The 12,886-nt window shown below is 47.2% G+C and carries 13 protein-coding genes; 2 read left to right on the forward strand and 11 right to left on the reverse strand.

Going from position 1 to position 12,886, the window contains the following annotated elements; genetic code table 11:
- Nucleotides 1-6 precede the first annotated feature (6 nt).
- The 7 genes from mltG to AC5ELV_RS13790 form a co-directional block, all read right to left on the reverse strand.
- The gene (mltG, locus tag AC5ELV_RS13760; protein WP_493430712.1) at nt 7-1,035 is read right to left on the reverse strand and encodes an endolytic transglycosylase MltG; all 1,029 of its coding nucleotides are present in this window, start codon (nt 1,033-1,035) and stop codon (nt 7-9) included.
- A 94-nt stretch (nt 1,036-1,129) separates the two neighbouring features.
- Nucleotides 1,130-1,435, reverse strand: coding sequence for a DUF1292 domain-containing protein (locus AC5ELV_RS13765; RefSeq protein WP_493430654.1), 306 nt, complete (start codon nt 1,433-1,435; stop codon nt 1,130-1,132).
- Nucleotides 1,432-1,734: a DUF1292 domain-containing protein gene (locus AC5ELV_RS13770; protein WP_023989904.1), complete on the reverse strand. Its 303-nt coding sequence runs from the start codon at nt 1,732-1,734 to the stop codon at nt 1,432-1,434. The genes AC5ELV_RS13765 and AC5ELV_RS13770 overlap by 4 nt, the downstream gene beginning before the upstream one ends.
- A 13-nt stretch (nt 1,735-1,747) precedes the next feature.
- Complete coding sequence (gene ruvX / locus AC5ELV_RS13775) at nt 1,748-2,164, reverse strand: Holliday junction resolvase RuvX (protein ID WP_014282932.1); 417 nt, start codon at nt 2,162-2,164, stop codon at nt 1,748-1,750.
- 9 nt (nt 2,165-2,173) lie between these two features.
- Nucleotides 2,174-2,434 carry an IreB family regulatory phosphoprotein gene (locus AC5ELV_RS13780; protein WP_007431624.1) on the reverse strand — a complete coding sequence of 87 codons (261 nt, stop codon included), beginning with the start codon at nt 2,432-2,434 and terminating at the stop codon, nt 2,174-2,176.
- Nucleotides 2,435-2,570: 136 nt separating this feature from the next.
- On the reverse strand, nt 2,571-5,204 hold the full coding sequence (gene alaS, locus AC5ELV_RS13785; RefSeq protein WP_493430655.1) for an alanine--tRNA ligase: 2,634 nt from the start codon (nt 5,202-5,204) through the stop codon (nt 2,571-2,573).
- Between the two features lie 351 nt (nt 5,205-5,555).
- Nucleotides 5,556-6,623, reverse strand: a complete 1,068-nt coding sequence (locus AC5ELV_RS13790; RefSeq protein WP_493430656.1) for an AI-2E family transporter — start codon at nt 6,621-6,623, stop codon at nt 5,556-5,558.
- A 211-nt stretch (nt 6,624-6,834) separates the two neighbouring features.
- Between AC5ELV_RS13790 and AC5ELV_RS13795 the strand changes: the two genes are divergently transcribed.
- On the forward strand, nt 6,835-8,808 hold the full coding sequence (locus AC5ELV_RS13795) for a methyl-accepting chemotaxis protein (RefSeq protein WP_493430657.1): 1,974 nt from the start codon (nt 6,835-6,837) through the stop codon (nt 8,806-8,808).
- Nucleotides 8,809-8,972: 164 nt separating this feature from the next.
- Here the strand turns inward: AC5ELV_RS13795 and AC5ELV_RS13800 are convergent, their stop codons facing one another.
- From AC5ELV_RS13800 to cymR, 4 genes are all read right to left on the reverse strand, one after another.
- Nucleotides 8,973-9,185, reverse strand: a complete 213-nt coding sequence (locus AC5ELV_RS13800; RefSeq protein ID WP_013311529.1) for a YrzR-like zinc ribbon domain — start codon at nt 9,183-9,185, stop codon at nt 8,973-8,975.
- A 10-nt stretch (nt 9,186-9,195) separates the two neighbouring features.
- Nucleotides 9,196-9,717 (reverse strand): PRC-barrel domain-containing protein, encoded by a 522-nt coding sequence (locus tag AC5ELV_RS13805; protein WP_274482385.1) that lies wholly within the window; start codon nt 9,715-9,717, stop codon nt 9,196-9,198.
- 135 nt (nt 9,718-9,852) lie between these two features.
- Nucleotides 9,853-11,004: a cysteine desulfurase family protein gene (locus AC5ELV_RS13810; RefSeq protein WP_493430658.1), complete on the reverse strand. Its 1,152-nt coding sequence runs from the start codon at nt 11,002-11,004 to the stop codon at nt 9,853-9,855.
- Between the two features lie 11 nt (nt 11,005-11,015).
- Nucleotides 11,016-11,435, reverse strand: a complete 420-nt coding sequence (cymR, locus tag AC5ELV_RS13815; protein WP_013311532.1) for a cysteine metabolism transcriptional regulator CymR — start codon at nt 11,433-11,435, stop codon at nt 11,016-11,018.
- Between the two features lie 304 nt (nt 11,436-11,739).
- Between cymR and mnmA the strand changes: the two genes are divergently transcribed.
- Nucleotides 11,740-12,861 (forward strand): tRNA 2-thiouridine(34) synthase MnmA, encoded by a 1,122-nt coding sequence (gene mnmA, locus AC5ELV_RS13820; RefSeq protein ID WP_493430659.1) that lies wholly within the window; start codon nt 11,740-11,742, stop codon nt 12,859-12,861.
- Nucleotides 12,862-12,886: the final 25 nt, after the last annotated feature.

Here is a 12,886-nt window from a genome sequence, read left to right on the forward strand (position 1 = left end):
CACCTCCTAATTTGTCTTACGGTTACTTAACTGAATGTTATGCAAATGTTCTTTATACGTTTTGGCAAACAAATGTCCATGTGTTCCGTCTTTTTTGGTCACATAAAATAAATAATCTGTAGCTTTCGGCTGCAAAGCCGCTATCACTGAGTTTAGACTGGGACTTGCAATCGGTCCTGGTGGAAGTCCCTGATGCATATACGTATTATAAGGGCTTTCCACAGCCAAATCCTTGTAATACAGCCGTTCTTTTTGCTTGTCCAGCATATATTGAACCGTAGCATCAATTTCCAGCTTCTTATCCTGTTTGAGCCGGTTATAAATGACGCCAGCTACTACAGACCGCTCATCTTCCACAACCACTTCGCGCTCTACGAGAGAAGCAACTGTCAGCAGTTGATGCAGTGTTTCACCCCGCTGTTTCAGCTTGGCGTCCAAATCGGAAACAGTTTCCAACCGCTTTTGTGTCTGTTCTAGCATCACCTGTATAATATCTTCGGCCGTACTACCCTTTTTCAGTTCATAGGTTTCCGGGAAAAGATAACCCTCCAGCGCATAGCGAAGCCCCGCCTGCTTTGGAATGTCCCGCACCAGCGCGACGTCAAAAGCGGACGGATCGTTGGCCAGCTGCAAAAATTGCTGCCGATCTGCCAGTCCTTCTTTTTGCAGCTTATCAGCCATCTGCCTAATCGTAAAACCTTCCGGGATTGTAAAACGAATCATTTCCTCTTTGACAACATCTCCAGCCGATAACTTAGTAATCAACTGATCAAAGGTTGCGCCAGGCTGCGCCTCATATTTTCCGGCCTGAAATGCGCTTCCTTGCTGTTTGAATTTTACATAAGCCTTAAACACGAGCGCATTACGTATAAGTCCCTTTTGCTCCAGCGTATCTGCAATTGCCGATGTTCCTGTTCCCTGCACCACCGTAAAAGCAACGGGTTGTGTTTGGGGCTGAACAGGCTGCATGGCATTCCAAATATAGAGGGCTGCCCCTCCTGCTATAATGATAAGCAGTAGAAACAACGTAAACATCCTCGTCCTTCGCTTCACACCCACCCAACTCCTTCACAGCCAAAAAGGGCGGACTGGTCCGCCCTTTCAGGTTTGATCTCATCGTTATCCAGACTTACAGTTCTTCCGGCAACGTACATTCGTCGTACAGCTCGGAAATATCTTCCCACTCATCATCATCTTCAATGGTGGTGATGGAGATTTCGCCGTCTGTGGATGAGCTTACATGATAAAGTTCATATTCGCCAACAGCAGCCCCGGGTCTGCGCAATACGGCGTACCGTTGCTCACCTACCTTGAACTCTGCTTCCAATTCCATGCGCATCGCATGGCCCTGTTCATCCTGCAGCTCTACATCGCCGTCGAACGTTTCCTTCAAATCAGAGGTCCAACTCAGGTCTTCACGTGAATAGATCGTCATTTCCCGTCTTCCTCTTCATCTTCTTCTACAAATGTATTAAAGGTCTCTTCGACGATTTCCCATTCGGCATCGTCTTGGATCACAAACAATTTAATATCATCGCCTTCTTCCTCGTAACGGAAGGCGTACACATCGGACTCATCAGCTTCAGGGTCCACTGGCGCAACCATCATGTACTTCGCTTCGGAACCATCTACCTCAAACTTCATAATGACCTCGAACTCTTCCTCGTTGCCCTCGTCATCGGCAATATAAATAATTTCCGGCTCTTCTTCCATACCCACTTGATTTTCAGCCATTACGAAATCCCCCTCACCTTGTACTGTGTGCGTCCAAATAGTTTTGCAAGATCAGGCTTGCGGCCAGTTTATCTACCACCTGCTTGCGTTTTTTTCGGCTGACGTCGGCCTCCAGAAGCGTACGCTCCGCCGAACGCGTCGTCAGCCGTTCATCCCAAAGGTGAACGGGTAAACCCAGTAACTCCTTGAGTCGGTTCGCAAACTCGATACAAATCTCACCGCGTGGACCCACGGTTCCGTTCATGTTTTTCGGCAAGCCTACAACAACCTCGCCGACCTCATTGTCACGAACCAAATTTGCAATTTTACCGAACTCGCTGTCGTCACCGCGTCGTTCTATGACTTCCAATCCTTGGGCGGTCCAGCCGAAGGCATCACTTACGGCGACCCCAATTCGGCGATCCCCGTAATCCAATCCCATTACTTTCATGCCTGTCTCCTAACGGTGCTTGGCGAGATAGAAACGAACCAACTCTTCAATCAACTCATCGCGCTCTTTTTTACGTACCAAGCTTCTGGCATTATTATGCCGTGGCACATAAGCCGGATCACCGGATAGCAAATAGCCGACGATTTGATTGATCGGATTGTATTCTTTTTCTACCAACGCATCATATACGGTCAACAAAATCTCCTGAGCAGAAGCTTCCTTCTCATCTGCCTTGACATTAAATTTGACCGTTTTGTCCATGGAATCCATTGTTGACACCTCGCTTCCACAAAACATGTGTACATGTTTATGCCAGCTTATTCTTTTACATCATACCATAAGCAAAGCCCTACAAGGAAATATCTAAGCCCGTTTTTTCCCAAAAATCCGCAAAAATTATCGAACTTTATCCTTGTGAGGCTGCCGACACCAGTTCATGCGCACGTTGAAGTGCTTCGTCCAGCTTGCTGGCATCCTTACCACCGGCTTGCGCCATGTCAGGTCGTCCGCCACCACCGCCACCGCATACGGCAGCAATTTCTTTCACGAGCTTGCCTGCATGAAGTCCAGCCTTGGTATGCTCTGCCGGAACTGCTACGACAAAATTAACTTTGTCGTCCATTGCAGCGCCGAGCACCAGCACAGCAGCCGGAAGCTTCCCTTTCAGTTCATCGGCAATCGCACGCAACGCGTCCATGCTGGAAGCCTGCACGCGTGCAGCCAACAGCTGCACCCCGCCTGCTTGCACGACCTGATCAGTCAGCTGGCCCGCCTCAATAACGCTCAGCTTGCTTTGCAGCGATTCATTTTCACGACTGAGGTCTTTAATTTGTTGCTGCAAAGATTCGATACGTTTTGGCACCTCGGACAGCTTGGATTTTACAAGCCCAGCCGACACCTTCAACAGTTCTAATTGACCTTCCATATATTCAAAGCCAAAACGTCCGGTCACCGCTTCAATACGACGTACACCTGATCCAATGCCGCTCTCGCTGACAAGCTTGAACAGGCCAATTTGCGAAGTATTGCTGACATGACAGCCACCGCACAGTTCAATGCTGTAATCGCCTACTTTAACGACCCGTACGATATCTCCATATTTTTCACCGAACAGCGCCATTGCTCCGAGAGCCTTGGCTTCATCAATCGGTTTCAGTTCAATATTAACGTCCAGTTGGCTCCAGATGGCACGGTTTACACGCAGTTCAATATCCGCCAGCTCTTCTGGTGTAATGCTTCCAAAATGGGAGAAATCAAAACGCAGACGCCCAGGCTCTACCAAAGAACCCGCCTGATTGACATGGTCACCCAGCACTTCTTTAAGCGCTTTGTGAAGCAAATGCGTAGCCGTATGGTTTTTCTCAATTTCTCCACGTGAAGCTTGATCCACTTCAGCTTTCACCGTATCGCCAACGTTCAGCTCACCGGCTTCTACAACAACCTGATGCACATGCTGACCTTGTGGCGCCTTAAACAGTCCTTCAACCTTCGCGGTTACCGTACCTCCACGCAGCAAGCCTTGGTCACTGACTTGTCCTCCGCTTTCGGCATAGAAAGGAGTCACATCCAGCACGACCTGGCAAGACTGCCCTTCACTAACAGTGTCCACCAGTACATCTTCATATACAATCGCCACAATTTTAGACTCAGTTACGAGGTCATTATATCCAACAAATTCACTTTTAACCGCCAGATCGGACAAAGCTCCGCCCTGAATCTTCATGCTGGCGCTGTCCTGATGTGCATCACGGGCGCGTTTGCGTTGCTCCTGCATCGCTTCATCAAAGCCTTCACGGTCTACTTTCAAGCCCTGCTCGTCTGCATAATCCTCTGTGAGATCGAATGGGAACCCGTACGTATCATACAGTTTGAAGGCATCTGCTCCGCTAATGACATTGCGACCTTCTGCCTTCGCCTGAGCACTAATATCGGACAAAATTGCCAATCCATCTGTCAGTGTTTCATGGAAGCGTTCCTCTTCCGTTTTGATCACTTTGATGATGAAATCACGCTTGTCCACCACCTCAGGGTAATACACACCCATGACATCCCCAACGGTATCCACCAGCTCAAACATAAATGGACGGTTCATGCCCAGCATTTTGCCATAGCGCACAGCCCGGCGCAGCAAACGGCGGATCACGTAACCGCGTCCTTCATTAGAAGGCAGCACACCGTCACCAATCGCAAAAGCTACGGTACGAACATGGTCAGCAATAACCTTAAGAGCCACATCACTGTCAACATGTTCGTTATATTTTACTCCTGCCATCGCCGCTGTTTTTTGGATTAGTGGCTGGAAGATATCCGTATCAAAGTTGGAATCCACATTTTGCAAAATGGATGCAAAACGCTCCAATCCAGCCCCTGTATCAATATTTTTGTTTGGAAGCGGCGTATAGCTACCGTCTTTGTTATGGTTGAATTGTGAGAATACGAGGTTCCACACTTCCAGATAACGCTCATTTTCTCCCCCCGGATACATTTCAGGGTCCGTCATATCACTGCCGTAGGCTTCGCCACGATCATAAAAGATTTCCGTACAAGGTCCACAAGGACCTTCACCGATATCCCAGAAGTTATCTTCCAGTTTGATGATACGTTCGGCAGGAAGTCCAACTTTTTCGTTCCACAGCTTGTACGCTTCCTCATCCTCAGGATACACAGTTACAGCCAGACGTTCCGGATCAAAACCAATCCATTTTGGATCTGTCAGAAACTCCCATGCCCATGTAATGGCTTCTTCCTTAAAATAGTCACCAATGGAAAAGTTACCGAGCATTTCGAAAAAGGTGTGATGGCGGCGCGTTTTACCGACATTCTCAATGTCGTTCGTCCGAATACATTTTTGCGAATTGGCGATACGTGGGTTTTCTGGCTTCACACGTCCGTCAAAATAAGGCTTAAGCGGTGCCATACCCGCATTAATCCATAGCAGGGAAGGATCTTTATGTGGAACAAGCGGCGCGCTTGGTTCAATCACATGTCCCTTGCTTTCAAAAAACTCCAGCCATTTGGAGCGGATTTCACTAGCTTTCATATAAGTAGCCTCCTAATTATGGTGTCACTGGTTCCTGGCACAGGCCATAAAAAAACAGAAAAACGCCCCTGAACGGATCAGGGACGATTGTATCGCGGTACCACCCTGGTTAACGCCGTCCCCTCTGTACGAAATGCCCATGCGCAAGCTGCACACCAACATTTGCTTAACGGACGATCGATCGCCTTGTTTTCACTGGTAACGGGAGCATCCCGGCGGGTTCAGCCCGCACTTCGAAATGAGCTTTCCCTACTGGATAAACACATTTAAACATACTCAACTCAGTATATCCGTGTCATTTAGCCGTGTCAACGCGATTTCAGACAAGATACATACGGTATATGAACAAAATCAGATTGTTTTTCGCTTCACGTAATAAGCAAAAAAATGCTGGAGTCCTACCTTTAAAACCGCCATTACGGGAACCGCTAAAATCAAGCCGGTAATTCCCGCAATTTCCCCACCTACTAGCAGAGCGAAAATAATGGCTATCGGATGCAGATGCAACGTTCGTCCCACCACCTGGGGAGAAATTACATTGCTCTCCAACACTTGAATACAGGTGTTAACGACCACGACCAAAAGCACCATTTTTAAAGAGACCGTAGAAGCCATAACTACTGCCGGAGCGGCTCCCAAAAAGGGGCCCAAATACGGAACGATGTTAAAAACCGCAACCACTCCTGCCAGCAACAGCGCATAAGGCATGCCAATGAGCATATAGCCGAGATAAGCCATCACTCCAATAATGACGCATACCAGTAATTGTCCTCTGACATAGTTGCCAAGCGCCTGATCAATTTCCTTAAGTACCGTTACAATCGCCTTGCGACGAGAACGCGGGAGGTAAGACACAATCGTCCGCTCGAACACATCAAAATCCTTCAAAATATAAAAAATGAGGAACGGTACAATGAACACATTGAACAGCATGTTGATCATCCCGCCGATGTTATCCATAAAGGTAGAAATCCCTGTTGCCATCCGATTCTCTAATTGGAAAAACCATTGATTCATACCCGTTCGCACCCCTTGGGGCAAAATACCACTATCCATATTCGTCATTAATCCCTGTGCATGCATGGTCAGCTCGGGTAGATGCTCATTCAGCTCATCCAGTTGTTCAATGAACATTGGAATCAGGTTCATCAGAATCACAACGAGACTGGCCAAAAACACAGCATAAATGAGCAGCACAGCTACACTTCGAGGCACCTTGCGACCGCCCAGCATACTGACAACGGGATTAAGTACATAGGAGATGATCATCGCTACCGCAAACGGAGCAATGATTGTTTTCAGAAATTCATACAAATGCATAAACAAAGGTCGCAGCAGCCAGATAAAATATAGAATGACAAGTCCCAGCAACGTCCAAATTCCGTACCGGAACAGTCTACTTTTCGTTAATTGCTCCATTTCGTGCCCCCTTACCGGACTAGCCTCCTTTAAGTATATGCCTGTACCTCTACTTTAATCCTTCCCGCGAGTCTGGAATGCCCCATAGATTACCATTGTAAAAAATTGATGAAAACGGATGAAAACAATTAACAATGTCATTCCATCTGACGATATAAGTACAAAGCACTACTTTAAGTTTTCACATTTCTGAAACATCGGGGGTCGTTACATGAACTTAAAAATCAAGCTTATTCTCCTTTTCACTTGCATTGTTATCGTTGCAGCTGGGCCATTGTCGATCATTAGCATGACAAGCGTTAAAAATCAGGCTAATCATGATATCCAAGAGCTTATGAACAGCAAAACCTCCGAAACCGTCAATCAGCTCGACGGGTGGATAGGTGGTAATGCCAAAATTATTGAAACATTGGCTGCAGGTCTGGAATCCAGCGATATTTCATCAGATGCCAAAGCCGTATCTCTGAAAGCAGCTTTTCAAAACTATAAAGATCAAAATATTTCTAATATTTATGCGGGCTTTGAAGATGGATCTTACTGGGATGGATCCGGCTGGTTTGAAGCAGGTTATGATCCTCGCGCTCGTCCGTGGTACAAGGACGCCAAAACCAAGGGAGAAATGTATTATTCCTCACCTTACACTGATGCAGGCAGCAATGACTTCACCATTTCCATTGCTAAACCTCTCAAGAATTCCAACGGCTCTATCACCGGGGTAGTCAGTGAGGATATTATGCTCAACGATATGACAAAAATGATTAAAAGCATAGATCTGAACGGATTAGGCTACGCATTTTTGATTGACCAAAATGGAGCCGTGATCGCGCACCCAGACAACAAACTGGCTGGTAAAGATCTCAAGGACAACCCCGAGTTGGGTTCATCAACCGCGGCCTTACTGAGCGCAGCTTCGGGAAAAACAGACTATAGCTACAATGGTAGTGACCGTCAGCTTTATTTTAAAAAGATGCCTAGCACAGGCTGGATTGTAGGGTTGTCTATTTCCAAAGATATTGCTTTTCAGGAGTATTACTCCACTCGTAATACGTTGATTATTACGGTTGCTATCATCTTGGTCGTCGCTATGCTGCTAGCAATCTGGGCGGCAAACAACTTTATTAAGCCGATTCGCAGACTCCAAGCGAATGTCAAACGTATAGCTGAGGGCGATATGACCGCTCGTGTGGATATTAAGGGTAAAGATGAAATTGCCAGCCTGGGGACAGATTTTAATATCATGTCTGATAATCTCTCTCACCTGCTGCGCAAGGTATCAGATACTGCGGGCGATGTCAGCTCAGCTTCCCATGATATGCATCAGCATGCTAAGGATACTGAAACTATTGCGTCACAAATCTCCAGTGCAGTTCAGGAGCTTGCCCAAGGAGCGAGCGATCAAGCTGAGGCTGTATATTCCGGCTCTGAGAAGCTGACTCACATGACAGGCTCCATCGACCAGATTGGCGAAAGTGTCAAACGGACCCAAACTGCCGTGTTTGAAACAGATTCTGCCGTGCTTGCAGGGTATGAAACAGCAGAACGTCAAGCGAAACTGGCCGCCGAGTCCAGACAAACAACGACTGCGGCAGGAGAAGCCGTAGATTCGCTCGCGCTGAAAACTCAGGATATTGAGCGGCTGGCCGGGGCCATCCACGATATCGCCGCACAAACAAACCTGCTGGCCCTCAATGCATCTATCGAAGCAGCACGGGCCGGGGAACACGGACGAGGTTTTGCCGTCGTCGCGGGAGAAGTGAGAAAACTGGCTGAGCAAGCGGGCAGTTCCAGTGACAGTATCATGAGTAAGCTGGAAGAAATTAAAATTGCAGGAGTACAAAGCGCAGAGGAAATGAAGAAGGCTCTTGCTGTAACTGTAGAACAGGAGCATGCTGCCATTGCAACAAGACAGGCGTTTGAATCCATTCGTGGGGCTTCTCAGCATATGCTTGCCCAAATTGAGGACGTTACCGCCGCTACAGATCATCTCCGTGTGAATGCTGGACATATTTCCGATGTCATTTCCAGCGTTGTCGCTGTTTCTGAGCAAAGTGCAGCATCTACAGAGGAAGTAGCTTCTTCCGTGCAAGAACAAGGTCATGCCATGAACAATATTGCCGACCTTTCTGCCAAACTTGATTCTCATGCAGATCTTTTATTGGAAGAGGTCAAACGCTTTAAATTGTAGAACTAACCATCTTCACAAAAACGGTATACAAAAGAGGGTGTCCCCAGCCAATATGGCCGTTCTGGGCACCCTCTTCGTTGTTTTTTATCAAGCATTATCCAACCTACTAAGCGTATGTAGATCACACCTCTTAGCAAGCAGCCTGTCCACTTTCAGTGTCAAGCTTAGGAAGAAGCATGAATTTGCGGCAAGTCCTGTTGTGCCATCTCATCTCCAAAGAATAGGTCGTCCAGCGAACTGAGCGTTCCATCCTCTTCCACTTGGTAGACAGACATTTTTTCACCATTCACCTGAAGTTCGATAAAGCATCCCCAGCAATAAAATTGATGGGAGCCGATTTTGCCGATATCTTTGGAATTACAATTCGGACATCTCAATAAACTCACCCTATCCATTAACAGAATATATGGCTTTTTCCAGACGCTGCTCGCTTAACGGGGGAACCATAACAGCATTTTCCCCGATGGACATATCTTCGGTGCAGGGCAGCCATTTCCGCCCTTCTATAATATCCGATACAAAACCATCGCTGATTTCCAAGCCTATTATGTTATTGCCCATTTCCTGGTCAAAATAAACATCCGAGATGTGCCCGAGCATAAGCCCTTCCTCTGTTAGCACGGATAGATCCTTCAGTTTACCGGGTCCAAGCAAGTACGTATGTTGTATATCATGGGCCTCCGTTTTACGCACAGCCTGCTGATTGCGAATCATGATCGCATCCTCACCGTAAGCAACGATGTCATCCCAAGCAACCATTTTCACGTGAGAAGAAAAAAGTCCTTTTCCTTCCAACTCGATCCCTGAGATTCGCCAATCCGCTGTCACCATAAAGTCATGTATTTTACCAATCTGCTTCCCGTCCTCCACATCGAAAACGGCAAGTCCGATCATATCTTGAAGCTTCATATATAGGGTACCTCCTCATTCTGCAATCTGAACGAAGGTGCGGTCCTTTTCCTACATGCCTGTCAGACCTTGCTTCCGTTCATGCAATGAAATGGAAAACCGCCCCTCCCTTCTTATTAAAATGCGGAGAAATCCCTAGTACCTAGTACGCAGCCGCTTCCATATGGTTTCAATTTTCTTGGCCGTGTATTCCATTTCTTCCGTAGTATTACCCAAACCGAAGCTAAATCGAATCGCTGAATGTAAAACATCTTCAGGAAGATCCATCGCCTGCAATACATGCGATAGCTCTAGAGATCCGGAAGTACAGGCTGATCCGCTTGCTGCTGCGATTCCTTCCATGTCAAGGTTCATCAGCATGGTCTCTGTACCAATGGCCGGAAAGCTAACATTGAGAACATTAGGTAAAGAATGGTCAGGGTCACCGTTAATTACAAAATTTTGGCTACCCAGAGTGTCTTCCAACCCTTTAAGCAACGTCTGACGAAGAACCGTATCGTGCGCCCTACGCTCCTCAATGGAAGCATTAGCAAGAGTTGCGGCTTTAGCCAGACCCGCAATACCGGCGATGTTTTCTGTTCCGGCACGGCGTTTCTTTTCCTGAAGTCCCCCATGCATTAGCGGCTGAATGCGTGTACCTTGGCGGATATACAATGCTCCAACCCCTTGCGGTCCGTTAATCTTATGGCCCGACACACTCAGTAAGTCAATCGGAAGGTTCCGGCAGTCGATGGATATATGACCGAAAGCTTGAACCGCATCTACATGGAATACAATGCCATGTTCTCTCGCAATCTGTCCTACTTCTAAGATCGGCTGAATGACGCCCACCTCATTGTTGGCATACATCATACTGATCAAAAAAGTGTCCGGTCGAATGGCAGCCTCGATATCCGCAGGGTTCACGCGTCCAAAACCGTTGACCGGGACATAAGTTACCTCATACCCCGCTTTTTCCAGCTCATCACAAGCATGAAGCACTGCGTGATGTTCAATAGCGGTTGTAATCACATGCCCGGAAGTACGGCCGTCTGCCGTAGCCGTCCCAAACAGGGCCAGATTATCACTTTCTGTCCCTCCGCTCGTAAAAATAATTTCTTCAGGCTTGCAGCCCAAAGAGGCCGCAACGGCATCCCGAGCAGCGCTGACGGTGCGCTTGGCATCGCGGCCAAAGGCATGAACGCTCGAAGCGTTGCCGAATTGGCCAGTCATGATGTCCATCATAGTCTGCGCAACCTCAGGATGCATAGGAGTCGATGCGGCATGATCCAGATAAATTCTGTTCATGTTAATCCACCTCAGATATAGAACATGTAATTATCCAACTCATCATGTTCTTGGTATGTGATCAAGTCCTTAAGTGTAGTAGAATCCAACACTTCAGCAATGCTGTCACGAATTCGCAGCCAGAGCTGACGTTTTGCCGGATCGTCTTCTTCCGTGAAATCGACCGGAGAAATCGGACCTTCCAGTACACGAATGATGTCTCCCGCTGTTACTCCTGCCGGTTCATTCGCCAAAATATAACCGCCGTAAGCACCACGGATACTTTTTACCAAACCTGCATTACGCAAAGGCGCGATGAGCTGTTCCAGATAATGCTCTGACAGCTGATTTTTTTCGGCAATACTTTTCAAAGAAGTTGGACCTTCGCCAAACCTGGCTGCAAGTTCCATCATAATGGTCAGGCCGTAACGACCTTTCGTTGATATTTTCAATTGTGCCACCTCACTTATAGTAACAATTCCGTTAAACACGCGGAATAACTGGTGTTGTAAACCTCTCTATTCCGATCCTAACCCTCAGCTTATGTTAACATATTAGGGCAGGTAAAGGGAAACATTACGGTAACAATCTTAAAAAAAGTTGCTTTCGGGCGATTTGGAACAGCTTTAGCCCATTTTATGTAGCTTTCTTCCATCGTTCGCCGTGTCGTTTGATCGTCCAAACATCGTATCTTATTATCGTTTATGTTACAATAGGTGGGTTCTACAACAATATTGAAAGAATTGGGTGATGACCATGGCTAAAGCCAATCATGAAACCCGTGTCGTCGTCGGGATGTCCGGTGGCGTCGACTCATCCGTTACCGCGCTGCTGCTGAAGGAGCAGGGCTATGACGTAATCGGCATCTTCATGAAAAACTGGGATGACACGGATGAATTTGGCCGTTGTACGGCTGAGGAGGATGCGGAGGATGTGCGCCGTGTCTGTGAACAAATCGACATTCCTTACTATACCGTCAATTTTGAAAAAGAATACTTCGATAAAGTATTCTCCTATTTTCTTGATGAATATAAAGCTGGACGCACACCCAACCCGGATGTCATGTGTAACCGTGAAATTAAATTCGGCGAGTTTCTAAATAAAGCGCTGGATTTGGGAGCAGATTATGTTGCTACTGGACATTATGCACGGGTTGTGGAAGAAGACGGCCACTTTACTTTGCTGCGAGGTGTGGATAGCAACAAGGATCAGACTTATTTCCTGAATGCATTAAGCCAAACACAGTTGTCCCGAGCAATGTTTCCCATCGGTCATCTGCCGAAACCAGAAGTGCGTAAAATTGCGGAAGCTGCGGGACTGTATACGGCCAAGAAGAAAGACAGCACAGGCGTATGCTTTATCGGCGAGCGTAATTTCAAGGAGTTTCTGAGTGGGTATCTGCCTGCAAAAGGTGGAGATATGGTGGATATCGCTACTGGTGAAATCAAAGGACGCCACGATGGTCTGATGTACTATACACTGGGTCAACGACAAGGCTTGGGCATTGGCGGCTCGGGTTCAGGCGAACCATGGTTCGTAGCGGATAAGGATCTGGAGAAGAATATTCTGTATGTGGTACAGGGTGATCGTCACCACAGCCTGTATTCTACCAGCCTGATTGCAACAGACGTGAACTGGATCGAAGGCGCAGATACTCGTCCGTCCGGCGAATTCCGTTGCACTGCCAAGTTCCGTTATCGCCAACCTGATCAGCAGGTAACTTTACAATGGCTTGCCGATGGAACCGTGCATGTCATATTCGATGTACATCAGAAGGCCATTACGCCTGGACAAGCTGTTGTATTTTATGATGGGGAACGCTGTCTGGGTGGCGGAACCATTGATAAGGTTGAAAAACTTCAGCCTGAAACAGTTTAAATGAGTGACCATTTTGCATTGAACA

The organism is Paenibacillus sp. NMA1017 (assembly GCF_058895805.1).

Excerpts from the sequence above, each read along its gene's own strand:
- AC5ELV_RS13805 (WP_274482385.1), bottom strand. The coding sequence starts at position 9,717 with ATGAAGCTTCAAGATATGATCGGACTTGCCGTTTTCGATGTGGAGGAC.
- ruvX (WP_014282932.1), bottom strand. The coding sequence starts at position 2,164 with ATGAAAGTAATGGGATTGGATTACGGGGATCGCCGAATTGGGGTCGCC.
- AC5ELV_RS13770 (WP_023989904.1), bottom strand. The coding sequence starts at position 1,734 with ATGGCTGAAAATCAAGTGGGTATGGAAGAAGAGCCGGAAATTATTTAT.
- alaS (WP_493430655.1), bottom strand. The coding sequence starts at position 5,204 with ATGAAAGCTAGTGAAATCCGCTCCAAATGGCTGGAGTTTTTTGAAAGC.
- AC5ELV_RS13790 (WP_493430656.1), bottom strand. The coding sequence starts at position 6,623 with ATGGAGCAATTAACGAAAAGTAGACTGTTCCGGTACGGAATTTGGACG.
- mnmA (WP_493430659.1), top strand. The coding sequence starts at position 11,740 with ATGGCTAAAGCCAATCATGAAACCCGTGTCGTCGTCGGGATGTCCGGT.
- AC5ELV_RS13810 (WP_493430658.1), bottom strand. The coding sequence starts at position 11,004 with ATGAACAGAATTTATCTGGATCATGCCGCATCGACTCCTATGCATCCT.
- AC5ELV_RS13795 (WP_493430657.1), top strand. The coding sequence starts at position 6,835 with ATGAACTTAAAAATCAAGCTTATTCTCCTTTTCACTTGCATTGTTATC.
- AC5ELV_RS13765 (WP_493430654.1), bottom strand. The coding sequence starts at position 1,435 with ATGACGATCTATTCACGTGAAGACCTGAGTTGGACCTCTGATTTGAAG.
- mltG (WP_493430712.1), bottom strand. The coding sequence starts at position 1,035 with ATGTTTACGTTGTTTCTACTGCTTATCATTATAGCAGGAGGGGCAGCC.
- AC5ELV_RS13780 (WP_007431624.1), bottom strand. The coding sequence starts at position 2,434 with ATGGATTCCATGGACAAAACGGTCAAATTTAATGTCAAGGCAGATGAG.